At 66.5% G+C, this 25,508-nt stretch carries 22 protein-coding genes; 13 read left to right on the top strand and 9 right to left on the bottom strand.

Annotation, left to right across the window (positions count from 1 at the left end; translation table 11 throughout):
• The first annotated feature begins 171 nt into the window (after positions 1-171).
• Positions 172-477: a c-type cytochrome gene (locus tag C167_RS0127310; RefSeq protein WP_017521504.1), complete on the top strand. Its 306-nt coding sequence runs from the start codon at positions 172-174 to the stop codon at positions 475-477.
• 40 nt (positions 478-517) lie between these two features.
• On the opposite strand, the gene C167_RS0127305 is transcribed toward C167_RS0127310, so the two are convergent.
• Entirely contained in the window at positions 518-3,361 is a 2,844-nt protein-coding gene (locus C167_RS0127305) for a putative bifunctional diguanylate cyclase/phosphodiesterase (RefSeq protein WP_017521503.1), read from the bottom strand.
• A 176-nt stretch (positions 3,362-3,537) separates the two neighbouring features.
• Between C167_RS0127305 and uvrD the strand changes: the two genes are divergently transcribed.
• Entirely contained in the window at positions 3,538-5,718 is a 2,181-nt protein-coding gene (gene uvrD / locus C167_RS0127300) for a DNA helicase II (protein ID WP_017521502.1), read from the top strand.
• A 215-nt stretch (positions 5,719-5,933) separates the two neighbouring features.
• Here the strand turns inward: uvrD and C167_RS0127295 are convergent, their stop codons facing one another.
• Complete coding sequence (locus C167_RS0127295) at positions 5,934-7,694, bottom strand: cation:proton antiporter (RefSeq protein WP_017521501.1); 1,761 nt, start codon at positions 7,692-7,694, stop codon at positions 5,934-5,936.
• Positions 7,695-7,952: 258 nt separating this feature from the next.
• Here C167_RS0127295 and C167_RS0127290 point away from each other — a divergent pair, with 258 nt between their 5' ends.
• The 3 genes from C167_RS0127290 to C167_RS0127280 all read left to right on the top strand — a co-directional run bounded on the left by C167_RS0127290 (position 7,953) and on the right by C167_RS0127280 (position 9,746).
• Positions 7,953-8,834: a Tim44 domain-containing protein gene (locus C167_RS0127290; protein ID WP_017521500.1), complete on the top strand. Its 882-nt coding sequence runs from the start codon at positions 7,953-7,955 to the stop codon at positions 8,832-8,834.
• A gap of 194 nt (positions 8,835-9,028) precedes the next feature.
• Positions 9,029-9,430 carry an SMI1/KNR4 family protein gene (locus tag C167_RS0127285; RefSeq protein ID WP_017521499.1) on the top strand — a complete coding sequence of 134 codons (402 nt, stop codon included), beginning with the start codon at positions 9,029-9,031 and terminating at the stop codon, positions 9,428-9,430.
• 103 nt (positions 9,431-9,533) lie between these two features.
• Positions 9,534-9,746 (top strand): YgdI/YgdR family lipoprotein, encoded by a 213-nt coding sequence (locus tag C167_RS0127280; RefSeq protein WP_017521498.1) that lies wholly within the window; start codon positions 9,534-9,536, stop codon positions 9,744-9,746.
• 8 nt (positions 9,747-9,754) lie between these two features.
• Here C167_RS0127280 and C167_RS0127275 read toward each other — a convergent pair whose 3' ends face one another.
• Both C167_RS0127275 and C167_RS0127270 read right to left on the bottom strand, forming a co-directional pair.
• Positions 9,755-10,420, bottom strand: coding sequence for a GntR family transcriptional regulator (locus tag C167_RS0127275; protein WP_017521497.1), 666 nt, complete (start codon positions 10,418-10,420; stop codon positions 9,755-9,757).
• A gap of 74 nt (positions 10,421-10,494) precedes the next feature.
• Complete coding sequence (locus C167_RS0127270; protein ID WP_017521496.1) at positions 10,495-11,283, bottom strand: SDR family NAD(P)-dependent oxidoreductase; 789 nt, start codon at positions 11,281-11,283, stop codon at positions 10,495-10,497.
• A gap of 127 nt (positions 11,284-11,410) precedes the next feature.
• On the opposite strand from C167_RS0127270, the gene C167_RS0127265 reads away from it, so the two are divergent.
• From C167_RS0127265 to ybaL, 5 genes are all read left to right on the top strand, one after another.
• Positions 11,411-12,805, top strand: a complete 1,395-nt coding sequence (locus C167_RS0127265; RefSeq protein WP_017521495.1) for an aspartate aminotransferase family protein — start codon at positions 11,411-11,413, stop codon at positions 12,803-12,805.
• Between the two features lie 133 nt (positions 12,806-12,938).
• Positions 12,939-14,306 carry a glutamine synthetase family protein gene (locus tag C167_RS0127260; RefSeq protein WP_017521494.1) on the top strand — a complete coding sequence of 456 codons (1,368 nt, stop codon included), beginning with the start codon at positions 12,939-12,941 and terminating at the stop codon, positions 14,304-14,306.
• A gap of 244 nt (positions 14,307-14,550) precedes the next feature.
• The gene (locus C167_RS0127255; RefSeq protein ID WP_017521493.1) at positions 14,551-15,309 is read left to right on the top strand and encodes an SDR family NAD(P)-dependent oxidoreductase; all 759 of its coding nucleotides are present in this window, start codon (positions 14,551-14,553) and stop codon (positions 15,307-15,309) included.
• Between the two features lie 201 nt (positions 15,310-15,510).
• Positions 15,511-15,990: an acyl-CoA thioesterase gene (locus tag C167_RS0127250; protein ID WP_017521492.1), complete on the top strand. Its 480-nt coding sequence runs from the start codon at positions 15,511-15,513 to the stop codon at positions 15,988-15,990.
• Between the two features lie 209 nt (positions 15,991-16,199).
• Positions 16,200-17,903: a YbaL family putative K(+) efflux transporter gene (ybaL, locus tag C167_RS0127245; protein ID WP_017521491.1), complete on the top strand. Its 1,704-nt coding sequence runs from the start codon at positions 16,200-16,202 to the stop codon at positions 17,901-17,903.
• Between the two features lie 22 nt (positions 17,904-17,925).
• Here the strand turns inward: ybaL and pdxY are convergent, their stop codons facing one another.
• Positions 17,926-18,795: a pyridoxal kinase PdxY gene (gene pdxY, locus C167_RS0127240; RefSeq protein ID WP_017521490.1), complete on the bottom strand. Its 870-nt coding sequence runs from the start codon at positions 18,793-18,795 to the stop codon at positions 17,926-17,928.
• Between the two features lie 148 nt (positions 18,796-18,943).
• On the opposite strand from pdxY, the gene C167_RS0127235 reads away from it, so the two are divergent.
• Positions 18,944-19,408, top strand: coding sequence for a DUF3301 domain-containing protein (locus C167_RS0127235; RefSeq protein WP_037006370.1), 465 nt, complete (start codon positions 18,944-18,946; stop codon positions 19,406-19,408).
• 6 nt (positions 19,409-19,414) lie between these two features.
• Here the strand turns inward: C167_RS0127235 and C167_RS32995 are convergent, their stop codons facing one another.
• Both C167_RS32995 and C167_RS0127225 read right to left on the bottom strand, forming a co-directional pair.
• Positions 19,415-19,804 (bottom strand): DUF7079 family protein, encoded by a 390-nt coding sequence (locus tag C167_RS32995; protein ID WP_017521488.1) that lies wholly within the window; start codon positions 19,802-19,804, stop codon positions 19,415-19,417.
• Positions 19,801-20,679: an alpha/beta fold hydrolase gene (locus C167_RS0127225; protein WP_017521487.1), complete on the bottom strand. Its 879-nt coding sequence runs from the start codon at positions 20,677-20,679 to the stop codon at positions 19,801-19,803. The genes C167_RS32995 and C167_RS0127225 overlap by 4 nt, the downstream gene beginning before the upstream one ends.
• Positions 20,680-20,783: 104 nt before the next feature.
• Here C167_RS0127225 and C167_RS0127220 point away from each other — a divergent pair, with 104 nt between their 5' ends.
• Both C167_RS0127220 and C167_RS0127215 read left to right on the top strand, forming a co-directional pair.
• Complete coding sequence (locus tag C167_RS0127220) at positions 20,784-22,547, top strand: ATP-binding protein (protein ID WP_017521486.1); 1,764 nt, start codon at positions 20,784-20,786, stop codon at positions 22,545-22,547.
• The gene (locus C167_RS0127215) at positions 22,544-23,878 is read left to right on the top strand and encodes a sigma-54-dependent transcriptional regulator (protein WP_017521485.1); all 1,335 of its coding nucleotides are present in this window, start codon (positions 22,544-22,546) and stop codon (positions 23,876-23,878) included. The genes C167_RS0127220 and C167_RS0127215 overlap by 4 nt, the downstream gene beginning before the upstream one ends.
• Here C167_RS0127215 and C167_RS0127210 read toward each other — a convergent pair.
• Together C167_RS0127210 and C167_RS0127205 are read right to left on the bottom strand one after the other, a co-directional pair.
• Positions 23,860-24,864: a hypothetical protein gene (locus tag C167_RS0127210; RefSeq protein WP_017521484.1), complete on the bottom strand. Its 1,005-nt coding sequence runs from the start codon at positions 24,862-24,864 to the stop codon at positions 23,860-23,862. The two genes, C167_RS0127215 and C167_RS0127210, sit on opposite strands and share 19 nt — an antisense overlap.
• 377 nt (positions 24,865-25,241) lie before the next feature.
• The gene (locus C167_RS0127205; protein ID WP_017521483.1) at positions 25,242-25,436 is read right to left on the bottom strand and encodes a hypothetical protein; all 195 of its coding nucleotides are present in this window, start codon (positions 25,434-25,436) and stop codon (positions 25,242-25,244) included.
• Positions 25,437-25,508: the final 72 nt, after the last annotated feature.

The following is a 25,508-nucleotide window of genomic DNA, read 5'->3' as shown; positions in this document are numbered from 1 at the left end:
AGGCAAGCTAATCAGCCAGGCCCCCTCCCTCAAGCGCGCCGAGAGGAGTTCTTGATTGCCATCAAGCCAGGGCCGCTCGGGCCGCTCCTAGAATCGCCCCCAGAAGCCGGGCGGGAAGCCGGCGAAAACGATCGGCGCCTCGAAGCGCCCAGCCTGTGAGGAGAGACGTTCATGAACAAAGCCCTGGTTGCCCTGCTGTTCGGCGGCTTGCTCGTGCAGACCACCGCGATGGCCAGCACCGGCGAGGAGCTGTTCAAGGCCAAGGCCTGCGTGGCCTGTCACGCCGTCAACAAGACGGTGGTCGGCCCGGCCTTCAAGGAAGTTGCGACGAAGTACGGGGCCAACGGCGTTGCGCACATCAGCAACAGCATCAAGGCCGGCAGCAAGGGCGTCTGGGGGCCGATCCCGATGCCGGCGAACGCCGTCAGCCCGGACGAGGCCAAGACCCTCGCCGAGTGGATCGTCACCCTCAAGTAATCCATCCCCGCGGCTTCACGCCCCCCCGCGACCGGCACGCTCAGAGCCGGTCGCTTCTCTCCAGCAGCGCCAGGCAGGCCTCCGCCGGTACCGGCTGGCTGATCAGGTAGCCCTGTATCTCGTCGCAGCCGTGGGCGCGCAGGAAGCGCAGCTGTTCGGCGTGCTCGACGCCTTCGGCCACCACCTTCAGTTCCAGGCTGTGTGCCATGGCGATGATGGCCCGGGTGATGGCCGCGTCTTCGCCGCGCTCGGACAGGTCGCGGATGAAGGTCTGGTCGATCTTCACGTAGTCCACCGGGAAACGCTTGAGGTAGCTGAGCGAGGAATAGCCGGTGCCGAAATCGTCGATGGCCAGCTTCACGCCCATCTCGCGCAGCTGGCGGAAGGTCGCGGTGACGCTCTCGACGTTATCCAGCAGCTGGCTTTCGGTGAGCTCCAGCTCCAGCAGATGCGGCGGCAGGCCGGTGTCCTCCAGCACGGTACGCACCAGGTCGACCAGGTTGCCGGTGCGCAGCTGGTGCACCGAGAGGTTCACCGACACCCGCAGTTCGCGCCCAAGCTTCTGCCACGCGCGGGCCTGCTGGCAGGCGCGGCGCAGGACGAATTCGCCGATGGCGCCGATCAGCCCGGTTTCCTCGGCGAGGCCGATGAAGTCGCTGGGCGGCACCATGCCCATTTCCGGATGACGCCAGCGCACCAGCGCCTCGGCGCTGTCCAGGCGCTCGTTGGCGAGGTTCAGCTTGGGCTGGTAGTGCACGTCCAGCTGGCCTTCGTCGATGGCCTTGCGCAGGCGGGTTTCCAGCTGCAGGCGCTCCAGGGTGCAGGCCTGCAGGTTGTCGGTGAAGAACTGGAAGGTATTTCCGCCCAGATGCTTGGCGTGCTGCATGGCCATGTTCGCCTGGCTCATCAGCGCGGAGATTTCCCAGGCGTTCTCCGGCAACAGGCTGATGCCCACCGAGGCGCTGATCATCAGTTCGTGGCCACCCACGGTCATCGGCGTGCGCAGCTTGGCCAGCAGGCGGCTGGACAGCCGAGCCAGCGCGGCGAGGCTGGCGTAGGAGTCGATCAGCACGGCGAACTCGTCGCCGGACAGCCGGGCGATGGTGTCGGCCTCGGGCACGGTCTGGGTCATGCGCCGCGACATCTGCCTCAGCAGCTGGTCGGCGACTTCGTGGCCGAGGCTGTCATTGAGCAGCTTGAAGCGATCCAGGTCGATCAGCAGCAGCGCCGCCGTGCGGCCTTCCTGGCGGGCGCGCTGGCTGGCCTCGTGCAGGCGTTCCTTGAACAAGGTGCGGTTGGCCAGGCCCGTGAGTTCGTCGTAGTGCGACAGGTAGCGCAAGCGCTCCTCGGCATCGCGGCGGGCAGTGAGGTCGGCGAAGAAGCCGACCACGTGGGCGACCTGGCCGCGGCTGTCGCGCACCACGTTGAGTTGCAGCCATTGCGGGTAGAGTTCGCCGTTCTTGCGCGTCTCGATCAGTTCGCCCTGCCAGGAGCCCAGGCGCTCCAGGTCGGCGCGGATCGACTGGTACCGGCGCAGGGCTTCCGAGGAGCCCATCAGGCGCGCGACGTTGTGCCCCAGCACCTCTTCGCGGCGATAGCCGGTGAGGCGGGTGAAGGCCTCGTTGAGGGCGATCAGGCGGTAATCCGGGTCGAGGATGATGATGCCTTCGCTGGCGGCCTCGAACACCGTGGCCGCCAGGCGCTGCTCCTCTTCGCGCAGCTTGCGCGTGGAGATGTCGGCACGGGTGCCGACCATCCGCGTGACCTGCCCGCGGCTGTCACGCTCCATCACCCGGCCACGGTCTTCCACCCAGACCCAGTGGCCAGCCGCATGGCGCACGCGGTACTCGATGCGGTAGCCGTCGGTGCGTCCCTTGAGGTGCTCGACCAGCGCGCGGCGCAGCAGCGGAAGGTCGTCGGGGTGCAGGCGCGGGCGCAGGTCGTTTCGCACGCTCTTCACGGCGTCCTGGGTGATGCCGAAGATTTCCTCCAGGTGCGAGTGGTGCACTTCGTCGGTCAGCAGGTTCCAGTCCCACAGCCCCAGCTCGCTGGCTTCCAGCGCCAGGGCCAGACGTGCCTCGGTATGGGTCAGTTGCACGCTGCCGGCCTCGACCCGCTCCTGCAGGGCGTCACGGGCGCGGCACAGTTCACGCTCGGCACGGCGACGCTGCTCGACTTCACGCTCCAGGTCCTGGTTCAGCGCCTCGGTCTGTGCCTTGGCGCGCTCCAGGTGCGCCACCAGCGCCTGGGCCTGGAAGCGCCGCAGCAGGCCGACATGCACGACCCGGTGGATCTGCCAGGCCACCACCAGCAGCGCCGCCAGCAGGATCACCCCGAGCACGCCCCAGCCCTGCTGCAGTGGGTTATCACTGATCAATAAATAGGCAATGGAGGGGAACAGACAGGGCAAGGCAAACGTGAGGAAGGCCGGCAGGCTCACCGCATAGGCAACGCTGGCGGACAGGATGGCCGCGGCAATCAGGCCGAAGACCAGGGACTGCTGGAGGAAGGCGTCCGGCGGCACCAGGGCGATGGCGGCGAAGGCCAGTGTCAGCCCCGAAGCGCCTGCACCGAACAGGAAGGTGCGCTGCCAGTGCGGACTGGCCTGGCGTTCGGCGGAAGCGGCATTGAAGGCGCTGACCTGGATCAGTCGCAGCATGGCCAGCATTACCAGCCAGATCAGCCATCCGGCGAGCAGCCCCAGCTTCACGTAATCCCACAGCAGGCCGGCGCAGGCCAGGCCATTGAGCAGCATGAGCAGGGTCGGCACGCGCGAGCCCTGGTAGAGGAGACGCGTGCGTTCGACGGCAATTTCGTGAGCGTACTGCTGGCGGATCTCGGCATGGCTCACCGGGATCGCCGAAGGCTCTACATAAGCGGTCATAGGCGTTTTTCTTGTAGGTGTCAGGCCTAGGCGTCGGCGGAGCATACCCGAGGAGGTTGCCCCACCCAAGCAGGATGATGGCAATTGGCTGGCCGCCGGCCCAACTTTCGTCGGGAAGACGCCGGACGGCGGGCGGGTTTGCCGGGGAAAACCGCCCGTCGGTAGAATGCCGACCCATGAACGATGACATCTCCTACCTGCTCAACTCCCTCAATGACCCGCAGCGCCAGGCCGTGGCCGCGCCGCTGGGGCGCCAGCGCGTGCTCGCTGGCGCCGGGTCCGGCAAGACCCGCGTGCTGGTGCACCGTATCGCCTGGCTGATCCAGGTCGAGAACGCCTCGCCGCACAGCATCCTGGCCGTGACCTTCACCAACAAGGCCGCCGCCGAGATGCGCGCGCGGATCGAGCAGCTGCTGGGCATCAACCCGGCCGGCATGTGGGTCGGCACCTTCCACGGACTGGCGCACCGCCTGCTGCGCGCGCACTGGCAGGAAGCCGGATTGCCGGAAAACTTCCAGATCCTCGACAGCGACGACCAGCTGCGCCTGGTCAAACGCGTGGTGCGCGAGCTGGGCCTCGATGAGCAGCGCTGGCCGCCGCGCCAGGCGCAGTGGTTCATCAACGGCCAGAAGGACGAGGGCAACCGCCCGCAGAACATCCAGGCCGGCGGCGACCTGTACCTGTCCACCATGGTCAGCGTCTACCAGGCCTATGAAGAAGCCTGCGCCCGTGCCGGCGTGGTGGACTTCGCCGAGCTCCTGCTGCGCTCGCTGGACCTCTGGCGCGACCGCCCGAGCCTGCTGGAGCACTACCAGCGGCGCTTCCGCCACATCCTGGTGGACGAGTTCCAGGACACCAACGCCGTGCAGTACGCCTGGCTGCGCTTGCTCGGCAAGGGCGGCGAGAGCCTGATGGTGGTGGGCGACGACGACCAGTCGATCTACGGCTGGCGCGGCGCGAAGATCGAGAACATCCAGCAGTTCGGCGATGACTTCGCCGGCACCGAGGACATCCGCCTGGAGCAGAACTACCGCTCCACCGGCACCATCCTCAAGGCCGCCAATGCGCTGATCGCCAATAACAGCGGGCGCCTGGGCAAGGAACTGTGGACCGACGGCGTCGACGGCGACCCGATCACCCTCTACGCCGGCTTCAACGAGCACGACGAGGCGCGCTATATCGTCGAAACCATCGAGGACGCCCTGCGCAAGGACGGCTTGAAGCGCAGCGAAATCGCCATCCTCTACCGCTCCAACGCCCAGTCCCGCGTGCTGGAAGAGGGGCTGCTGCGCGAGAAGATTCCCTACCGCATCTATGGCGGCCAGCGCTTCTTCGAGCGGGCCGAGATCAAGAACGCCCTCGCCTACCTGCGCCTGATCCGCCTGCGCGACGACGACGCCGCGCTGGAACGGGTGATCAATGTGCCGCCACGCGGCATCGGCGAGAAGACCGTCGAGGCGATCCGCAACGCCGCGCGCCACAACGGCACCTCCATGTGGCGTGCGATCAACGACGTGATCGCCGCCAAGGCCGTGACCGGCCGCGCCGCGAGTGCGCTCAACGGCTTCCTGGAAACCGTCGACCTGCTCGCGGTGAAGGTCGAGGGCATGCCGCTGCACCAGATGACCCAGATCGTCATCGAGCAGTCCGGGCTGATCACCTACCACAAGGAAGAGAAGGGCGAGAAAGGCCAGGCCCGGGTGGAAAACCTGGAAGAACTGGTCAGCGCCGCCCGCGCCTTCGAGAATCCGGACGACGAGGACACCCCGCCGCTGGTGGCCTTCCTCGACCACACCGCGCTGGAGTCCGGCGATACCCAGGCCGACGCCTTCGAGGACAGCGTGCAGCTGATGACGCTGCACAGCGCCAAGGGCCTGGAGTTCCCGCTGGTGTTCCTCGCCGGCGTGGAAGAAGGCCTGTTCCCGCACAAGATGAGCCTGGAAGAACCCGGCCGCCTGGAAGAAGAACGCCGCCTGGCGTATGTCGGCATCACCCGCGCCATGCACCGCCTGGTCATGACCTATGCCGAAACCCGACGGCTGTATGGCAGCGAGACCTACAACAAGGTGTCGCGCTTCGTCCGCGAAATCCCGCCGAGCCTGATCCAGGAAGTGCGCCTGTCCAACTCGGTGAGCCGCCCGTTGTCGGGCAACCAGCGCAGCGGCAACCTGTTCAGCGGCGCCAGCGTGCCGGACACTCCGTTCAGCCTCGGCCAGTCCGTGCGCCACCCGCTGTTCGGCGACGGCGTGATCCTCAACTTCGAAGGTTCCGGCGCCCAGGCGCGGGTGCAGGTGAACTTCGACAGCGAGGGTAGCAAGTGGCTGATGATGGGTTACGCGAAGCTGGAAGCGATCTGACGCGTCGACACCTGTAATAGCAGCTGTCCTCTTCGGGAACTGCGTGCCCGGATTTCCCACTCCCTACCCCTCTCCCTGAAGGGAGAGGGGACTGAGCGGCATCAAGCGAAGCATTGAGTTGGCCGGAGGCACCAGAAGGCTCCCTCTCCCTTCAGGGAGAGGGCGGGGGAGAGGGCATGCCCCCTCGCGATATCTCAGGTAGCAGCGGCGAAACCTCAGTGATGCCCGCCGCCGTTCTGCTCGAAGGTCTCGATCAGCGCCACCTGCATCCGCGAATGCACGCGGATGAACCAGCGCCAGAACACCGCGATCACCAGCGCGGCGATCAGCGCCACCACCACAAGCAGCTCGCCCGGCGGCAGGATGCTCGAACTGAGCGCCGCCAAGAGCAGCATCATGCCGCCCAGCGACAGCAGCGGGATCAGCTCGGAAATCACCCGGCGCACGCGGGCGGTGTGACGCCCGGCGCTTTCCGCCTTGACGCCCATTTCCGCCAGCAGCATCGCCAGCGCCTTGAGCTTGCGGTAGGCGGCAATCAGGAACGGCAGCGACAGCAGCAGCGCGGCGCCCCAGATCAGCGCCTTGTGCAGCGCTTCCTGTTCGACGAACTGCGCCAGCCACTGGCCGATCTGCCCGGCGAAGAATGCCAGGGCGAAGAAGATCGCGATCACCAGGGTCAGGTTGACCCCGACCTGCAGCAGGATGCGGCGGATCATCCCGGCTAGGATCGCCTTGTCGCCGCGCGGCTTGATGCTGCGCAGCCATTCGCCGTACAGGCTGAACACCCGCACCATGGGCGATGGCAGGCTGCGGCCCAGGTACAGCGCCAGCGGGTCGGCCGAGCGGATCAGGTAGGGCGTCAGCAGCGTGGTGATGGCCGACACCCCCACCACCACCGGGTAGAGGAAGTCGCTGGTCACGCCCAGGCTCATGCCCAGCGCGGCGATGATGAAGGAGAACTCGCCGATCTGCGAAAGTCCCATGCCCACGCGCATCGAGGTGCGCCCGTCGTTGCCGGCGATGAAGGCGCCGGCACCGCAGGACACCAGCTTGCCGGCGACCACCACCAGGGTGATCACCAGGATCGGCGCGGCGTAGTCCACCAGCACCCGAGGGTCGATGGTCAGGCCGATGGCGACGAAGAAGATCGCGCTGAACATGTCACGCACCGGCTCCATCAGCCGTTCGATCTGCACCAACTGGCGCGACTCGGCCATGATCGCGCCGATCAGGAAGGCGCCCAGGATCATGCTGTATTCCAGCTTCACCACCAGCAGGCAGAAGCCGAAGCACAGCCCGAGCACCGTCACCAGCAGCATCTCGTTGCTTTCGAACTTCGCCACGTAGGCCAGCAGGCGCGGCACCAGCAGGATGCCGACGACCAGTGCGACAACCATGAACAGGCTGAGCTTGCCGACCGTGGAGAACACCTGGTCGGCCTCCACCGTGCCGCTCACGGCAATGCCGGAGAACAGCGCGATGATACCGATGCCGAGGATGTCCTCGATGATCAGCACGCCGAAGATCAGCTGGGCGAAGCGCTCGTTCTTCATCTTCAGGTCGCCCAGGACCTTGATGATGATGGTGGTGGAGGACATCGCCAGGATCGCGCCGAGGAACAGCGAATCCATGGTGCTCCAGTCGAACAGGCGGCCGATCTCGAAGCCGGCCCAGATCATCAGGGTGATTTCCAGGAACGCGGCGATGAACGCCGTGGCGCCGACCTGGAACAGCTTGCGCAGGGAGAATTCCAGGCCCAGGCAGAACATCAGGAAGATCACCCCCAGCTCGGCGAGGGTCTTGATGGTCTCCTCGTCATGCACCAGGGCGAAGGGCGGGGTGTGCGGGCCGATGATCACCCCGGCGATGATGTAGCCCAGCACCACCGGCTGCTTGAAACGGTGGCAGAGAATGGTGACGAAACCGGCGATCAGCATGATCACCGCGAGGTCCTGGATGAAGTCGATGGCATGCATGGTCGGCGGTCCTCGCGGCGTGGGGTCAGGGGATCGCGCGGCTGACGGCCTCGCTCAGCGAAGCCTACCACCCGAGTTCTCCGACAGGCGGCTCTGAAAGAATCAGTAACAGACTGATTTGGAAAGGGATTCATCCGCCCTCATATCAGGGGTGTGCCCAGGACAGGGCAACAGCACGAAACAAAATCCGGCTGGCCCTCCCAGGCTCCGGCCGGCAACATGATGTGCGTCGTATACCCCATCAAGAGAATGACAACGATGAAGCGCTTTCTCAGCCTTGCAATGGCCTTCTGTGTCGCCGTGACGCTCAGCCTCGACGTCAATGCCGCCAAGCGTTTCGGTGGCGGCAAGAGCATGGGCTCTGCGCCGAGCCACCAGACCCGCCAGGCGCAACCCAGCGCCGCCCCGAACTCCCCGACCGCTGCTGGCCCAGCCGCGACGGGCGCCGCCGCAGGCGCTGCCGGCGCCGCCGCCAAGAGCGGTGCTTCGCGCTGGCTCGGCCCGCTGGCCGGCCTCGCCGCCGGCGGCCTGCTCGCCTCCATGTTCATGGGCGACGGCTTCCAGGGCATGCAGTTCCTCGACATCCTGATCATCGCGCTGATCGCCTTCATCGCCTTCCGCTTCATCGCCTCCCGTCGCCGCCAGCAGCAGGGCCAGCCCGCCATGGCCGGTGGACACGCGCCGATGCAGCGCGAAATGCCGGCCGCCCCGCCGTCGATCTTCGGTGGTGCTTCCCGTCCGGTGATGGACAGCTGCCCGGTGATCAACGCGCCGAGCTGGTTCGACGAGACCCGTTTCGTTGCGGCCGCCCGCGAGCATTTCATGTCCCTGCAGCAGCACTGGGACGCCAACGAGATGGACAAGATCGCCGAGTTCGTCACCCCGCAGATGCTGCAGTTCCTCAAGCAGGAGCGTGCTGACCTGGGCGACGGCTACCAGTCCACCTACATCGACAACCTCGACGTGCAGCTCGAGGGCGTGGACGACCAGGCCGAGAAGACCATCGCCACCCTGACCTTCAGCGGCGTGTCGAAGTCCTCGCGCTTCGACCAGGGCGAGCCCTTCAGTGAAAGCTGGCGCATGGAGCGTGCCCAGGGCGAGAACCAGCCCTGGCTGGTGGCGGGCATCCGCCAGAACTGATCCTGCCCGCAACACTGAAAAAGCCCGGCGATTGCCGGGCTTTTTCGTTTCTGCAGCCCTCGGTGAACAGCAGCACAACCGTGCCCGCGGGCCCGCCGCTCGTCCGGACAACGCCGGTGCAGTGGTCTTGCCCGGATGGCCGGCTACTACTGTATAAAGCGCGCCATTCGTCGAATTTCAGAGAGGCCCCGCCTGTGGAAGATGTGATCGAGAAACTGCGTGAAGCAAACGAGCCGGTTCCGGTACCGCTGGAACTACCAGACGAAGAACTGCTGGTGGAAATCGAAGAAGCCCTGCTGATCGGCATTCCGTCGGAATTCCGCGAGTTCCTCCTGCTGGTGAGCGACGTCGTCTACGGTCGACTGGAGCCGGTCACCGTGGCCGATCCGCAGTCCCACACCTACCTGCCGGAAGTGGCCGCCGTTGCCTGGGCCAGCGGCCTGCCCCGCGAGCTGATTCCGCTCTGCGCCGACGGTGACGACTATTACGCGGTCGCAGAGGACGGCGAGGTGATCCTCTGGGCCGACGGCGAGCTCACCGAGGAGACCTGGGACTCGGTATGGACCTGGGCACGCGACGTATGGCTCGATACTTGAAGGGGGGTGTCGGAATTTCCTGAAACTTCCATGGTCACACAGGCAACCCAGCGTACCTCCAGCCCTTGCTGCCCGGGCGGGTACGATGCCCCGTGGAGAAACTATGAAGTTGAAAGCCTTGTTCACCTGCCTGTTGCTGCTCGGCCTCGCCGGATGCGCCGACAAGGCCGTGGTGACGCTGCAGGACGGCAGCGAAATCCTGGTGAAGGATCACTCCGACTACGACAAATACAATGACTACTACGAATTCGAACAGCTCAACGGCGAGACGATCCTGATCAAGAAGGACAACGTCCGCTTCATCAAGACCCCGTGAAGGGCGCCCTAGCGCGCCCCGAGCCTTCCCCCGCTTTCCAGCTCCAGCAGGTTGAGCAGGTACTGGCCACAGTAGCCCAGGTCCTGTTCGATGGCTTTGCGCGCGCCCGCGCCATCGCCGCGCTCCAGCGCCTGCAGGGTGTCTTCGTGGAAGTCGTTCAGGCGCAGCGACAGGTCGGCCTCGGTGAACAGCCGGTTGAAGAAGGGCCCGACCTGCAGCCACAGCGCCTCGATCATCCGCAGCAGCGTGGGATTGCCACAGGCGCGGTAGAGCGTCAGGTGGAACAGGCTGTTGGCCTCCAGGTAGCCGTGGACGTCGCGGGCATTCAGCGCGCTTTCCATGCGTTCGGTGCAATCGCGCAGCAGCGCCAGGTCGGCGGGCGTCAGATGCCGGGCCGCGTCTTCCACTGCCAGCCCCTCCAGGGATTGCCGCACCTGCAGGATCTGCAGGTAGCGCTCGCGGGTCATCACCGGCACCCGTAGCGAGCGCTGTGGCTCGCCTTCGAGCGCCCCCTCTGCCACCAGCCGTTGCAGGGCGGCGCGAACCGGCATCGGGCTGGTGCCCCATTCATCGGCCAGGTCGCGGATCTTGAGCCGCTCGCCGGGCTGGAAGCGCCCGCTCAGCAGGGCCTGGCGCAGATTCTGGTACAGCTGTTCCTGAAGGTTGTCGGCCATCGCGATTCACTCCCGGCCGGCCGGCGGCGCCGGCAGTTGGGCGAAGGTCAGGCTGCAGTCGTGTTTCATCGTGCTTATCCCTTGTTCTCGATCAGACAGTTGCCGCCATCCACCACCAGCACTTCGCCGGTGATGTAGCTGGCTTCGGGCGAGGCCAGGAAGGCGATGGCGGCCGCCACCTCCTCCGGTCGCCCGGAACGGCCGAGCGGCGTGCGCCGTCCGGCCTGGATTTCTTCGTCGCTGCTGGAACCGGTGGCAATCCAGCCCGGCGCCACGCTGTTCACCGTCACTCCGCGGCGCGCCACTTCCAGCGCCAGGCCCATACTCATGCCGAGCATCCCGGCCTTGGCCGCGCTGTACGCCGATTCGCCCGGATTGCTTCCGCGCACGCCGGTGGTGGAACTGATGTTGACGATGCGCCCATAGCCGCGCTCCAGCATCCCCGGCAGCAACGCGCGGGTGAGCAGGAAGGCGCTGGTCAGGTTGCGCGCCAGCGACAGGTTCCAGGTCGCCAGGTCCATTGCCGCCAGATCGGCGAAGGGTTCCGGGCTGCCCTGCATGGCCATGCCGGCGTTGTTCACCAGTACGTCTACCCTTCCCCATTGCGCCTGCCCCCATTCGGCCAGGGCGCGGACGTCGTCCTCGCGGGTCAGGTCGGCTGCCAGTGCGCGGGCTTCGAAGCCTTCGGCACGCAGCTCCTGCGCCCGCTGCAGGACGCGCTCGCTGCTGGCGGTGAGCAGCAGTTTCACACCATTGCGCGCCAGCCGGCGGGCGCTGGCGAAGCCGATGCCGGACTCGCTGCCGGCGCCACTCACCAGCGCGACCTGACCCGCCCAGATGGACTCATTCCTGACATCGGTCATCGGTACCCTCCCTATCTGTGATCACAGAATTCGTTACAGGGCAGATTATCAGGCGTTTGGTCCGCTGTATTGACATTTTTGTGATCACAAACGGATGATGTGTGAAATAACAAACGAGGTGTGCAACATGACCGCCAGCGGAATCGCCCAACCGGCCGTGGATCTCTTCACCGCCCGCGAGCGCCAGCGCTTCCTGGAACAGAATCCCAAGTCCGTCGCCCTCGCCGAGCGCGCGCGCAAGTCGCTGTACGCTGGCGTGCCGATGCACTGGATGGCCGACTGGTCCACGCCCTGCCCGCTGTTCGTCGAACGCGCCCAGGGCGCCCGCTTCCATGACGTGGACGGCCATGACTACGTGGACTTCTGCCTGGGCGACACCGGCAGCATGTTCGGCCACTCGCCGGCGCCCATTGCCCGCGCCCTCGCCGAACAAGGTGCGCGGGGCCTGACCACCATGCTTCCGGGGGAAGATGCGGTGGTCTGCGGCGAACTGCTCGCCGCGCGCTTCGGCCTGCCTTACTGGCAGGTGACCGCCACCGCCACCGACTCCAACCGCTATGTGCTGCGCTGGGCCCGTGCGGTGACCCAGCGCAAGACCCTGCTGGTGTTCGACGGCTGCTACCACGGCACCGTCGACGACGTGATGGTGCGCTACCGCGATGGCGAGACCGTGCACCGCTCCGGCCTGGTCGGCCAGGCCTACGACCTGACCCAGCACAGCCGTTCCATCCCCTTCAACGACGTCGAGGCGCTGGAAGCCGCGCTGGCCCAGGGCGACGTCTGCGCCCTGCTGTGCGAGCCGGCGATGACCAACATCGGCATGGTCCTGCCCGATCCGGGCTTCATGCAGAAGTGCCGCGAACTGACACGCAAGTACGGTTCACTGCTGATCATCGACGAAACCCACACCATCTCCACCAACATCGGCGGTTGCACCCAGCTGTGGAACCTCGACCCGGACTTCTTCGTGGTCGGCAAGCCGATCGCCGGCGGCGTGCCGTGCGGCATTTTCGGCTGCAGTGCGGAGATGGCCGAACGCATGGCCGCCTCGCGCAAGAATGCCCAGGAAGACAGCCATGGCCACGGCCACAGCGGCATGGGCACCACGCTCTCGGCCAACGCCCTGGCCATGCACTGCATGCGCGCCAACCTGGAGCAGGTCATGACCCAGGCAGCCTATGACCACATGTTGCCGCTGGCCAAGCGCCTGGCCGACGGCTTCCGCGCGCTGATCGCCAAGCACGAGCTGAAGTGGTCGGTGACCGAACTGGGCGCGCGCAGCGAATTCCAGTTCTGCCCCGTCTCCCCGCGCACCGGCGCCGAGGCCGAAGCCGCCTTCCACGACGAGCTGCAGATGGCCCTGCACCTGTACCTGATCAACCGCGGCATCCTGATCACGCCGTTCCACAACATGACCCTGTGCTGCCCGGACACCACCGCCGACGACGTGGATCGCCTGATCGCGACGCTGGATGCCGGCATCAGCGAGCTGCTGGCGATTCCTGGCGCGCGTGAGGCCTGATCGACACCTGACCCTGTAGGAGCGAGCTTGCTCGCGAACGTTCTCCTGCGGGTCCGCAGCGGAGCTGGTTCGCGAGCAAGCTCGCTCCTACGAAGAGCACATACTCCGGCGCACCGCGCCACCGAGGACCATCATGCAATTCGCCGATCGAAAGGAAGCCGAAGCCTTCCTCGCCGCCCACCCGGACGTGCGCAGCATCGAACTCTTCATCATCGACTCCAACGGCATCCCCCGCGGCAAGCTGCTGCACCGTGACGAGCTCCTGGCGATCTACGACAACGGCCGTCCGCTGCCCAGCTCGATCCTCGCGCTGACCGTGCAGGGCGAAGACGTCGAAGGCACCGGGTTGGTCTGGGAAGTGGCCGACGCCGATTGCTGGACCTACCCGCTGCCCGGCAGCCTGACGCTGCAACCCTGGCGCACCAGCCCCACCGGCCAACTGCAGGTGAGCATGCACCCGACCCAGGGCCTGCCCGCCACGCCAGCCGATCCGCGCCATGCGCTTTCCCGTGTGGTCGACCGGCTGAAGGCCGACGGCTTGCACCCGGTGATGGCCGTGGAGCTGGAGTTCTACCTGCTGGACAAGCAACGCGACGCCAACGGTCGCCCGCAACCGGCGCTGCAAATGAACGGCATCCGCCCGGAAGCGCCGCAGGTCTATGGCGTCTACGAGCTGGAACAACTGCAGCCGTTCCTCGACGACCTCTACGCCGCCTGCGAAGTGCAGGGCCTTCCCGTGCGCACGGCGATCTCCGAGTACGCGCCGGGCCAGGTCGAACTGACCCTGGAACACCGCTTCGACGTCATGCAGGCCATCGACGAAGGCGTGCGCTACAAACGCCTGGTGAAGGGCGTGGCGAACAAGCACGGGCTGCAGGCCTGCTTCATGGCCAAGCCGTTCGGCGACCGCGCCGGCTCCGGCATGCACCTGCACGTCAGCCTGGCCGACGAGCAGGGCAACAACCTCTACGCCAGCGAAGACATCCATGGCACGGCGCTGCTGCGCCACTCCATCGGCGGCATGATGGCGCGCCTGCTGGATTCGCTGGCGATCTTCTGCCCCAACGCCAACTCCTTCCGCCGCTTCCAGGCCAACAGCTACGCACCGCTGGCCAAGAGCTGGGGCGTGAACAACCGCACCGTGTCGTTCCGCGTGCCCGGGGGCCCGGCCAAGAGCCGGCACATCGAGCACCGCATCTGCGGCGCCGATGCCAACCCGTATCTCGCGGCGGCGGCGATCCTCGCGGCCATCCACGAAGGTATCCGCGAGCAGATCGACCCGGGCGCGCCCGTCGTCGGCAACGGCTACGAGCAGGCCACCGAGTTTCTTCCCACCGACTGGCTCACCGCGCTGCGCGCCCTGGAGGCTTCCACCTGGGCCCGCGAAGCGCTGGGCGAGGACTTCCTCAAGGTGTTCCTGGCGATCAAGTGGGAGGAATACCGCCAGTTCATGGGCGAGGTCGGCGAGCAGGATTGGCGCTGGTACCTGCATCACGCGTGATGGGATGACCGAATCGGCGGAAGCAAAACGGCTCTTGTAGGGGCAGCAACCCGCGGGGCCGCCGATCGGCTCACCCGCCGACACGCGAAAGCCTTACGAAAAATTTACCCTGTCAGACTGAAGAATCTGGTCTTTTCTTGGTCTGTAATTGCACGGGGCGCAGACGCGCCTCGTGGTCCTTTCGGCGCCGCCGGTACTGCCTGCCGGCCGCCGTCCTCTCTCAGGCAGGGAGAACCCGTAGACAATGAGCACTCCCGTCGTACTGATCACCGGCGCCGCCGGTGGCCTCGGAAAAGCCATCGCCAAACGTTTCGCCCAAAGCCACTGGCGCATCGCCGCAACCGACGTGGACAAAGCCGGCCTGCATGCGCTCAACGCCCAGGTTCCGCTGGACGCCACCGCCGTCGGCGACCTGCGACGCGCCGACAACTGCCACAGCCTGATGTCCGACATCCTCGCCCGCACCGGCCGCCTCGATGCCCTGGTGAACGCCGCCGGCGTCTGGCGCGAAGGCCCGGTGGAAGACTTCAACGAAGATGACTTCGACCTGGTCATGGGCGTGAACCTGAAGGCCGCCTTCTACATGTGCCAGGCGGCGACGCCGTACCTCAAGGAAAACCACGGCTGCATCGTCAACATCTCCAGCGATTCCGGGCGCCAGGCCTATCGCGGCTCGGCAGCCTACTGCGCGAGCAAGGCGGCATTGACCATGCTCACCCGTACCCTGGCGCTGGAACTGGCCGAATCCGGCGTGCGGGTCAACGCCATCTCCCCGGCCGACATCGCCACACCGATGCTCGACTATCAGGCCGAACGCTATGGCCAGGGCAATCCGGCAGCCTACAAACTTGAGCTGCTCAAGGACTATCCACAGGGCAAGGTGGCGCGCTTCATCCGCCCCGAGGAAGTCGCCGAACTGGTCTGGTACCTGTGCAAGCCGGAATCCGAAGCCATCACCGGCGCGGACCTGGCCATCGACTTCGGTCTTTCCGCCGGCCGCTGAGCCGGCAGTTAACGAGCGGGCGGCCAGGGGTCGCCCGTTTTCGTTACGGGCGTTGATCGAACGGCGGAAATGCCACTGGCGAAGGGTCTACTGGTGCCGGCCGCCAATCGGCGGTATAGAAAAAACTGTGTCGCGCGCCGCGCTCAGGTTGTCCAGAGTAAGGCCCTTTCCTTTTCCCCAGACGATTCCGAAGAGAATTCCATGGAACCTGGCAACCACCAGCTCAGCATGACCGTCCTGATGACTCCCGACATGGCCAACTTCTCCGGCAATGTCCACGGGGGCACCCTGCTCAAGTACCTCGACGAGGTCGCCTACGCCTGTGCCAGCCGCTACGCCGGCTACTACGTGGTGACCCTGTCGGTGGACCAGGTGATCTTCCGCCAGCCCATCCATGTCGGCGAACTGGTCACCTTCCTCGCCTCGGTGAACTACACCGGCCGCACCTCCATGGAGATCGGCGTGAAAGTGGTCACCGAGAACATCCGCGAGAAGTCCGTGCGCCACACCAACAGCTGCTTCTTCACCATGGTGGCGCTGGACGACGAGCGTAAACCGATCGAGGTGCCGCAGCTGGTCCCACAGACCAAGGATGAGAAACGTCGTTTTGCCCAGGCCCAGCAGCGTCGGCAAATTCGTCAGGAGCTGGAACAGCGCTACGCCGAGCTTCGCCACGAATGACAGACGTTCCCGACATTTCCTGAAAAGAAATCCTTCGTGCCGCGGAAATTTCCCGATGCGTCAACAGGTTACCCTTGCGTGAAAGCAAGGTAGGAATTCATTACTACGCCTAGACTTTTCATACGCGGGTTTGCCCCCGTGACCCACCGTCGAGCGACCCGGTGCTGATGCGCAGTCCGGTCGCTCCCTGAGTGCCCGGAGCCCAGACCATGCATCACACCCCATTACTGACCACACTCGCCGTCGGCTTTGTGCTGGCCTTCGTCCTCGGCGCCCTGGCCAACCGCCTGCGTATTTCGCCGCTGGTGGGCTACCTGCTCGCCGGCGTACTGGCCGGCCCCTTCACCCCCGGTTACGTCGCCGACCAGGCGCTGTCCACGGAAATCGCCGAACTGGGCGTGATCCTGCTGATGTTCGGCGTCGGCCTGCACTTCTCGCTGAAAGACCTGCTGTCGGTAAAAGCCATCGCCATCCCCGGCGCGGTGGTGCAGATCGGCGTCGCCACCCTGCTCGGCCTGGGCCTCGCCTGGATGATGGGATGGAACTTCGGCGGCGGCCTGGTCTTCGGCCTCGCGCTGTCGGTGGCCAGTACCGTCGTGCTGCTGCGGGCGCTGGAGCAGCGCCAGCTGATCGACACCAAGCGCGGGCGCATCGCCATCGGCTGGCTGATCGTCGAAGACCTCGCCATGGTCCTCACCCTGGTCCTGCTGCCCGCGCTGGCCGGCTCGCTGGGCGGCACCTCCGACGGTGGCGACGGCGGCCTGCTGATGCCGATCCTGCTGACCCTGGGCAAGGTCGCCGCCTTCGTCGCGGTGATGATCCTGGGCGGTCGCCGCTTCGTGCCCTGGGTGCTGGAGCGCGTGGCCAAGACCGGCTCGCGCGAACTCTTCACGCTGGCCGTGCTGGCCATCGCGCTGGGCATCGCCTACGGCTCGGCGGTGATCTTCGGCGTGTCCTTCGCCCTGGGTGCCTTCTTCGCCGGGATGATCCTCAACGAATCCGAGCTCAGCCACGAGGCGGCGGAAAACTCGCTGCCGCTGCGCGACGCCTTCGCCGTGCTGTTCTTCGTCTCCGTCGGCATGCTGTTCAACCCGGCCATCCTGATCCACGAGCCCCTGCCGGTGCTGGCGACCTTCCTGGTCATCGTCTTCGGCAAGTCGGTCGCGGCCTACATCATCGTGCGGATGTTCGGCCACCCCAACAGCACCGCGTTGACCATCGCCGCGAGCCTGGCGCAGATCGGCGAGTTCTCCTTCATCCTGGTCGGCCTGGGCGTGACCCTGAACCTGCTGCCCGAAGCCGGCCGCGACCTGGTGCTGGCTGGCGCGATCCTGTCAATCCTGGTCAACCCGCTGCTGTTCATCGCCATCGATCGCCTGCAGGCACGCCAGGAGCAGAAGGCCGAAGCCGATCCGGGCGTGGTCCAGGTGGAAGCTCCGGATCTACCGCCACCGGTACTGGAGCAGAATCACGCGATCCTCATCGGCCACGGCCGCGTCGGCGCGCTGGTCAGCGAGCGCCTGCGCAAGGCCAAGGTCCCGCTGGTGGTGATCGAGGACAAGCGCGAAAAAGCCGCCGAACTGCGCGAACACGGGCTCTGCGTGGTAGTCGGCAATGCCGCCAATCCCGATGTCCTGGCCCAGGCCAACATCACCTCGGCGCGCTGGCTGCTGATCGCCATCCCCAACGGCTTCGAGGCCGGGACGATCTCCAGCCACGCGCGGGCGATCAACCCGAACCTGGACGTCATCGCCCGCGCCCACTTCGACGCCGAGGTGGATTACCTGGAGCAGAACGGCGCCAGCCTGGTGATCATGGGCGAGCGGGAAATCGCCCGAGGGATGGTCGAGCGGGTGGAGCGTCAGGGGGCCGAAAGGGCCAGCAGCGACGACGAGTTGCCGCAGTCGGCCTGACCCCAGACACGGGGCCTTCCCCTCACCCCAGCTTCACCGCCTCGAACTTCACCCGCGGATGGGCAATGCGGTCCTGCGCCCTTACCAGCTCCAGCTCATAGCTGCCGCAGGCCTGGGTTTCCAGCAGCACCTCGTGCACGGCAGCGGCGCAGAATTCGAAGGCACTGCGCAGGTCGTCGCCCAGCAGCAGGCGGGCAAGGAACACCCCGGACGTCAGGTCGCCCACGCCCACCGGCTGGCGCGGGAAGGCCAGCAGTGGGCGGCGCAGGTGCCAGGTCTCGTCCAGGGTCACCAGCAGCATCTCGAAGGCATCCGCCGGCTTGCCGGGGTAGTTCAGGTGCTTCACCAGCACCGCCTTCGGGCCGCGCACCAACAGGCCGCGGGCCATCTCGGCGCAGTCTTCCAGGGAGGACGGCTGGCGATCGCAGAAGCTGTCCAGCTCCAGCTGGTTGGGGCACAGGTAGTCGGCCACGGCGGCGGCCTCATGCAGCAGGAACTCGCTGACTTCCGGGGCGACGATGCAGCCTTTCTCCGGGTGGCCCATCACCGGGTCGCACAGGTACACGGCACGCGGGTTCACCTGGCGGATGCGGCGCACCACCTCGAGGATCGAACGGCCCTGCGCGGCACTGCCCAGGTACCCCGAGAGCACCGCATCGCAGTTGCCCAGCTCGCCGATGGCGGCGATGCCATCCACCAGTGCGGGAATCTGCTCCGGCGGCAGCACCTGGCCGGTCCAGTGGCCATACTGGGTATGGTTGGAGAACTGCACGGTGTTCAGCGGCCAGACGTTGACCCCGACGCGTCGCATGGGGAACTCGGCGGCGCTGTTGCCGGCGTGGCCGAAGACGACGTGGGACTGGATGGCGAGAACGTGGGGAGTGCGACGCATAACGGTGTCCTGCTACAGAATGGGGCAGTATGGGGCGCAATTCACAGGCTGTGAACATCCGGCCTCTCGCCGCCCGACGGCGGAGTGAGTAAGCTGGTGCGCCGATTCCGAGGAAGCCGAAGTGGACCTGGGCAATCTTTTCATCTTCATGCTGGTCATTGCGGGCGCCGCCTGGTGGTGGCGCGCCCATGGCATCCGCGAGCGCGCCCTGGCCCTGGCCAAGCAGCACTGCGCGCGCGAGGGCGTGGAACTGCTCGATGACGCCATGGCCCTGCAGCGTTTCCGCTTCCAGCGCGACGGCCGGGGCAACCTGCGCCTGGCCCGCGAATACGCCTTCGAGTTCACCGCCACCGGGCAGGAACGCTACGCCGGCAGCATCGCCATGTTCGGCCAGCACCTGGGCCGCGTCGAACTGGCGCCGTTCCGCATGGAGCCCGAGCCGCGCATGCCGGTATCGCCGGTCGCTACTTTCCATCCTGCCGCCGCGCCGGTGGAGGAAGAGATCGTCGACGCCGTATTCGACGACACCCCAACGCCGCCACGCCCCAAGGGTGAAGTGATCCGCCTGGACGAATGGCGCCGCGCGCACCAGGGCAAGAAGGTCGGCGACTGAGCGCGATCAGCCCGGTTCGTCCTCAGTCAGTTCACGAAGTTCGACGACTCGCGCCAGCACCTGGCGCAGGTGCGCATTCATCAGTGCGCCGACAGTCCGACCGAGGAACCAGCACCGCCAGCGATAAAGGAAGAACGTACGGCGTTGCTGATTGCGCCGGCATTTCTCGAACAGCCAGTCGGCATCGAAGCCGGTCCACTCTCCCGCTGTCGCCAGGGCATTCGGGTAGACCACCGGGACCACCTCCAGGCGATAGATGGCTTCCAGTTCGCCCAGGGGAAAGTCGCTGACTGCCAGGGTCCGGGCGATGTAGTTGATGTCCGTCTCGGTCGTCTCGGTATCCAGCCACAGCTCCGACAGCGCCAGCCAGACGGACTTGCGGGCCGGATCGTTCATTCGTGGCCCAGCAGGAAGCGCGAGACGCGCGCGGCGCTGTCCTCGGGGAATTCCTGCATGAAGCAGTGGCCGCCGTCGACGCACTGGCCGCTCACCACGATGTTCGAAGCACACCAGCGCGCCACGGACTTGGGCACGAAGGGATAGGTGCGCTCGCCGAACAGCACCTGGGTCGGCGTCACCACCTTGTTCAGCGACGGCCACAGGCGCTTGGGGAAGGAGCTGAAGATTTCTGCCTCGCGGCTGGGCCGGCATTTCAGCTCGACGCCGGCCTCGGTGCGCTTCATCGCGTGCTCCACGTAGGCCCACAGCGCCGCATCGGTCCAGCCCTTGAAGATGCCGCGGCCGTGCAGGCCGGCGTAGGCCGCCTCGCGGTCCGGCCACTGGCTGCGCCGCGAGCGCGCCTTCTGCACCATGGTGCGGCGCTTGTGCAGGCCGAGCACCTCGGAGAGCGCCATCACGCCGATCATCGCCGGAGTGAAGAGCACCGGATCGAGCAGCACGGCACGACGGAACAGCGCGGGATGACGACCGAGGATCAGGCTGCTGAGCACGCCACCAAAACTGTGCCCGCCGGCGTAATGCGGCACGTCACCGAACATCTTGCTGCCGGCCTGGAAAGCTTCCACCGCCATCTCCGCGTTGCGGTTCCAACCGTGGAAGCGCCCACCGTGGTCGCTGTCACCATGGCCCTGGACGTCGCACAGCCAGAGGTCGAAATCCTCCGCGAGGATTTTCAGCATCGGCTCGTAGGCACGGCCGCAGAAGCCGTTACCGTGCAGGAAGTGCAGCAGCGGCTTGCCGCTGGGCTCGCTGCGCCAGCCGCGCAGGGTGAAACCGGCGGACCCTTCGTGGGTCCAGGACGACAACTGCATCGGAGCTCTCCATCGGGATGCCGGCAGTTTAGCGAGGCGGCGGGGCGCCGGACCAGCCAGAAGACGTGCTATTGTCGCCGACCATTGGTCGAACCCCGTCGAACATGTCGCCTAACCGCCCCCTGCGCCTGCTGCTGATCTGCCTGCTCCTGCTGGCCGGGCTGGTGCTGTCGGTGTTCTGGGCGGGCGAGAAGGCGCGGCACCGTGCCCTGCTCGCGGAAGCGGAAGCGGCCCATGAACAACTCGGCCTCTACGCCAACTCCCTGCACACCCTGATCGAGCGCTTCCGCAGCCTCCCCGCCGTGCTGGCACTGGACCCGGAGCTGCGTGCCGCCATGCGTGGCCCGGTGACCGGCGAGCTGCAGCACCGGCTCAACCTCAAGCTGCAGGAAATCAACGGCGCGGCGCGCTCCTCGACCCTGGAGCTGCTGGACCACACCGGCCTGGCGGTGGCCGCCAGCAACTGGAACCTGCCGGTCAGCTACGTCGGCCACAACTACGGCTTCCGCCCCTACTTCCGCCAGACCATTGCCCAGGGCGCCGGACGCTTCTACGCGGTCGGCGTGACCAGCGGGATTCCCGGCTACTTCCTGTCCAACGCCCTGCGCGACGACGACGGCCGTTTCCTCGGCGCCATCGTGGTCAAGCTGGAGTTCCCCGACCTGGAGCGTCAGTGGAGCCAAACCCCGGACGTAGTGCTGGTGAGCGACAGCAAGGGCGTGGTGTTCCTGGCCAACCACCCGCGCTGGCGCTACCGTGAACTGATGCCACTGGACGCCGTAGCCCGCGCCGAGATGGCCGACACCCGCCAGTACCACAAGCAGCCGCTGAGCGCGCTGCCGCACCGGACGCTGGAAACCCTCGGCGAACACGCGCGCATGGTCCGCGTCGACGGCCAGGACATCAGCGGCGACTACCTCTGGCAATCGGTCGGCCTGCCGGAAGACGAGTGGACCCTGCACCTGCTGCGCAACCCCCACGGCGTGCAGTCCGATGTCACCAGCGCGCGGCTGGCCGCCGCCGGCGTCTGGCTGGCGCTGGTGTTCCTCGTGCTCTGGCTGCAACAGCGCCGCCGCCTCGCCCGCCTGCGCCAGCGCAACCAGCAAGAGCTGGAGCGTCTGGTCGAGCAGCGCACCGCCGCCCTGCGCACCGCCCAGGACGGTCTGGTACAGGCCGCCAAGCTGGCGGCGCTGGGGCAGATGTCCGCCGCGCTGGCCCACGAGATCAACCAGCCGCTCACCGCCCAGCGCATGCAGCTGGCCAGCGTACGCCTGCTGCTGGACGCCGGCCGCCAGGACGACGCCCGCGCCGCGCTGGTGCGCGTGGATGAGCTGCTCGAACGCATGGCCGCGCTCACCGGCCACCTGAAGACCTTCGCCCGCAAGACGCCCGGCGGCCTGCGCGAGCGCATCGAACTGGGGCACGTCATCGAACAGGCGCTGCAGCTGCTGGCCGTGCGCATCCGCAGCGAGGGCGTGGAGATCCGTCAGCACCTCGACCTGCCCGCCTGGGTGCTGGGCGACGCGATCCGCCTGGAACAGGTGCTGGTCAACCTGATCCGCAATGCCCTGGATGCCGTGGCCAGCAGCGACCGGCCCTGCATCGAGCTGACCCTGCGCCGCGAAGACGACCACTGGTGCCTGGAGGTGGCCGACAACGGCCCGGGCATCGACGAAGCCCATCTGGCCAGCGTCTTCGACCCCTTCTTCACCACCAAGCCCGTGGGCGAAGGACTGGGCCTGGGGCTGGCGGTATCCTATGGCATCGTCCACGAACTCGGCGGGCGCCTCGGCGCCGCCAACCAGCCCACCGGCGGCGCGGTGTTCCGCCTCAGCCTGCCGGCCGCCAGCGAAGAAAGAAGACCATGAGCGAGACCATTCTCTTCGTCGACGACGAAGCCGCCATCCGCGAGGCCGTGCAGCAGTGGCTGCAACTCTCCGGCTTCGAGGTGCGCCTGTGCAGCAGCGCCGACGAGTGCCTGAAAAGCGTCTCCCGCGAGCTGCCCGGCGTAGTCATCAGCGATGTGCGCATGCCCGGCACCGACGGCCTGGCCCTGCTCGAGCGCCTGCAGCAGATCGACCGCGACCTGCCGGTGATCATGGTCACCGGCCATGGCGACGTGCCCATGGCGGTGCAGGCGATGCGCCAGGGCGCCTACGACTTCATCGAGAAACCCTTCACCCCCGAACGCCTGCTCGACAGCCTGCGCCGTGCCCTGGAGAAACGCCGGCTGGTGCAGGAGAATCGCCAGCTGCGCGAACAGGCGGCGCTCAAGGACCAGATCGAATCGCGCCTGCTCGGCGTCTCGCGGCCGATGGAAACCTTGCGCCGGCAGATCATGGCGCTGGCCGGCACACCGGTGAACGTGTTGATTCGCGGCGACACCGGCAGCGGCAAGGAGCTGGTCGCACGCTGCCTGCACGACTTCGGCCCGCGCGCCGGCAAGCCCTTCGTCGCGCTGAACTGTGCGGCGATCCCCGAGCAGTTGTTCGAGACCGAGCTGTTCGGCCATGAAAGCGGTGCCTTTACCGGCGCCCAGGGCAAGCGCATCGGCAAGCTGGAGCATTCCAACGGCGGCAGCCTGTTCCTCGACGAGATCGAGAGCATGCCGCTGGCCCAGCAAGTGAAGCTGCTGCGCGTGCTGCAGGAGCAGCAACTGGAACGCCTGGGTTCGAACCAGAGCATCAAGGTCGACCTGCGGGTGATCGCCGCGACCAAGCCGGACCTGCTGGAAGAGGCCCGCGCCGGACGCTTCCGCGAAGACCTGGTGTACCGCCTGAACGTCGCCGAGCTGCGCCTGCCGCCGCTGCGCGAACGCCGCGAGGACATCCCGCTGCTGTTCGAGCACTACGCCGGGCTGGCCAGCGAGAAGTTCGGCCGCGAAGCCGCACCGCTATCCGCGACGGAGCTGGCGCGCCTGCTTGCCCACGACTGGCCGGGCAACGTGCGCGAACTGGCCAACGCCGCCGAGCGCCACGTGCTCGGCCTGGACCGCGCCGAGCTGCCGATCGAGCCCGCCGGCAACGGCCTGTTCGAACGCATGGAAGCCTACGAGGCGCAGTGCATCCGCCAGGCGCTGGGGCAGTGCAAGGGCGACATCAAGGCGGTGATGGAACTGCTCGGCCTGCCGCGCCGCACCCTCAACGAGAAGATGCAGCGCCATGGGCTGAGCCGCGGGGATTACCTGGCCGAGGACTGAACCAGCTGTTCGGCGAAGAACCAGCCGGTGCACCAGCGCGCCAGCGGCCAGAGCAGCGCCAGCAGCAGGATCGCCGGCGGCAGCAGGTAGAGCGGCAGGCTACTGGAATTCAGTGAGCTGTAGGCGGCGAAGGCCACCAGGATCGAAACCAGCACGATCGCCACCGCCCACATCACCAGCAGGATCGCCGCGCACGCCAGCACCTGGCCGGCGGCAAAGCGCGACAGCTGCGGCGGAAGGCGTGTCTGCACAGCCGCCATGACGATGGCAAACGGCAGCGCACAACTCGACAGCAGCAAAACCGACTGCCAGCCATCCGCGCCGCTGTAAAGGTAGAGAGCCCCGTAGCTGAGCGCGGCGAGCAGCTTGTAGATCAATGCGGTGAAGGTAAGCGCCACGCCCAACGCCACCTGCCAGGACGGCAGGGCGAAGCCTTGCCCCGGCGCCAACCGCTCGGAGCGCGAGCGTCCCACAAGCAGCACCAGCCACAACGGCAGCAGGCAACCCAGTGTCAGGTTGATCAGCGAGTTGGCCTGGCCGTAGAGAATCATCCAGAGGGTCCGGGTGTCCTGCTCGAACGCCCATTGATAGAACGACACGCTCAGGTAGGACACCAGCGTGCTCACGACCAGGGTGGCGATCAGATAGGCCACGCCGAAGCCCGCCAGCAACCCGGCCTGCGGCTGGAAGCGCAGGATGCCCTGGCGCTCGCGCAGGTAATGCACCAGCAGCAGGACCGCAGCTGCATACAGGAGCAGCCCGCCCAGCCAGCTCGCCAGCATCGTCGGCAGATACTGCGGCAGACGCTCGCGATAGCTGCCCAGGTCAGCGATCCACTGCACGGCATTGCTGCCGAAGAACAGCAGCGCTGCCGCGACTGTCATGGCGACGACGAACAGCAGGGGCTGCCTGCCAGCCGAACTCGCAACGGCAGCGGGAGCAGTGAGGGGCGCATGGGGTGTCGCGAAGGGATTGTCAGTGGTCATCTCGGCATCCTTGTCGAATCCGCGCTGCGGCGCGCAATGGCCTCAGCCTACCACCGCTTTTCCACGGACATAAAAAAAGGCCGCTGAAAGCAGCGGCCTTGAGACGGACGTCGATCTGGAGCAATCAAGAATCGACGTCGGGAAGCTTGCCGGCAATGAGGCCGGGAACGGCGCCGCTCGAAAGCGGCACTGGTGGGTCAAGTATATTGACCGAACGGACAGGGATACAGAGCTACCAGGGAAAGACTGTTGCAGCTTTTGTAAAAGTGCGGCGAGCGGCCAGGAGCGCAGGCAAAAAAAAACGCCGCATGTCTTATGCGGCGCAAGGTGTTGAGAGGCCCGGCTCACGCTCCGGGCCTCCCGGGGGAAGCGGCCGATCAGGAATCGGCGTTGCTGCCGGCGGCGGCCTTGGCGGTCTGCTCGGCGGACTGGGCCTGCTGCTGGGCAATCACGGCTTCGTTGGCCTTGACCATCTTGTTGGTCATCAGGCGCGATTCTTCGGCGAAGCTCAGCTGGGTGAAGGACAGCGAGCAGACGGACAGCAGGGCAGCAACATAAAGCGAACGGGACATGACGGTGATCCTTTCTGAACACCCGATTGGGCGGGGTTGAAGAAAGGTTACGGCGCAACAGTGGATCGAAAA

It is taken from the genome of Pseudomonas nitroreducens TX1 (genome assembly GCF_000313755.1).
GTDB lineage: Bacteria > Pseudomonadota > Gammaproteobacteria > Pseudomonadales > Pseudomonadaceae > Pseudomonas > Pseudomonas nitroreducens_A.
Note: the sequence above shows the minus strand (reverse complement) of the source record. Positions and strands in the feature narration are given on the sequence as shown.

What these genes read in the sequence shown, in the direction of transcription:
- C167_RS0127215 (WP_017521485.1), top strand. Translation starts at nt 22,544, where the DNA reads ATGAGCGAGACCATTCTCTTCGTCGACGACGAAGCCGCCATCCGCGAG.
- C167_RS0127305 (WP_017521503.1), bottom strand. Translation starts at nt 3,361, where the DNA reads ATGACCGCTTATGTAGAGCCTTCGGCGATCCCGGTGAGCCATGCCGAG.
- C167_RS0127210 (WP_017521484.1), bottom strand. Translation starts at nt 24,864, where the DNA reads ATGACCACTGACAATCCCTTCGCGACACCCCATGCGCCCCTCACTGCT.
- C167_RS0127270 (WP_017521496.1), bottom strand. Translation starts at nt 11,283, where the DNA reads ATGACCGATGTCAGGAATGAGTCCATCTGGGCGGGTCAGGTCGCGCTG.
- C167_RS0127275 (WP_017521497.1), bottom strand. Translation starts at nt 10,420, where the DNA reads ATGGCCGACAACCTTCAGGAACAGCTGTACCAGAATCTGCGCCAGGCC.
- C167_RS0127235 (WP_037006370.1), top strand. Translation starts at nt 18,944, where the DNA reads ATGCTGGTCATTGCGGGCGCCGCCTGGTGGTGGCGCGCCCATGGCATC.
- C167_RS0127255 (WP_017521493.1), top strand. Translation starts at nt 14,551, where the DNA reads ATGAGCACTCCCGTCGTACTGATCACCGGCGCCGCCGGTGGCCTCGGA.
- C167_RS0127295 (WP_017521501.1), bottom strand. Translation starts at nt 7,694, where the DNA reads ATGCATGCCATCGACTTCATCCAGGACCTCGCGGTGATCATGCTGATC.
- C167_RS0127310 (WP_017521504.1), top strand. Translation starts at nt 172, where the DNA reads ATGAACAAAGCCCTGGTTGCCCTGCTGTTCGGCGGCTTGCTCGTGCAG.
- ybaL (WP_017521491.1), top strand. Translation starts at nt 16,200, where the DNA reads ATGCATCACACCCCATTACTGACCACACTCGCCGTCGGCTTTGTGCTG.
- uvrD (WP_017521502.1), top strand. Translation starts at nt 3,538, where the DNA reads ATGAACGATGACATCTCCTACCTGCTCAACTCCCTCAATGACCCGCAG.
- C167_RS0127250 (WP_017521492.1), top strand. Translation starts at nt 15,511, where the DNA reads ATGGAACCTGGCAACCACCAGCTCAGCATGACCGTCCTGATGACTCCC.
- C167_RS0127290 (WP_017521500.1), top strand. Translation starts at nt 7,953, where the DNA reads ATGAAGCGCTTTCTCAGCCTTGCAATGGCCTTCTGTGTCGCCGTGACG.
- C167_RS0127225 (WP_017521487.1), bottom strand. Translation starts at nt 20,679, where the DNA reads ATGCAGTTGTCGTCCTGGACCCACGAAGGGTCCGCCGGTTTCACCCTG.
- C167_RS0127220 (WP_017521486.1), top strand. Translation starts at nt 20,784, where the DNA reads ATGTCGCCTAACCGCCCCCTGCGCCTGCTGCTGATCTGCCTGCTCCTG.
- pdxY (WP_017521490.1), bottom strand. Translation starts at nt 18,795, where the DNA reads ATGCGTCGCACTCCCCACGTTCTCGCCATCCAGTCCCACGTCGTCTTC.
- C167_RS0127280 (WP_017521498.1), top strand. Translation starts at nt 9,534, where the DNA reads ATGAAGTTGAAAGCCTTGTTCACCTGCCTGTTGCTGCTCGGCCTCGCC.
- C167_RS32995 (WP_017521488.1), bottom strand. Translation starts at nt 19,804, where the DNA reads ATGAACGATCCGGCCCGCAAGTCCGTCTGGCTGGCGCTGTCGGAGCTG.
- C167_RS0127205 (WP_017521483.1), bottom strand. Translation starts at nt 25,436, where the DNA reads ATGTCCCGTTCGCTTTATGTTGCTGCCCTGCTGTCCGTCTGCTCGCTG.
- C167_RS0127260 (WP_017521494.1), top strand. Translation starts at nt 12,939, where the DNA reads ATGCAATTCGCCGATCGAAAGGAAGCCGAAGCCTTCCTCGCCGCCCAC.
- C167_RS0127265 (WP_017521495.1), top strand. Translation starts at nt 11,411, where the DNA reads ATGACCGCCAGCGGAATCGCCCAACCGGCCGTGGATCTCTTCACCGCC.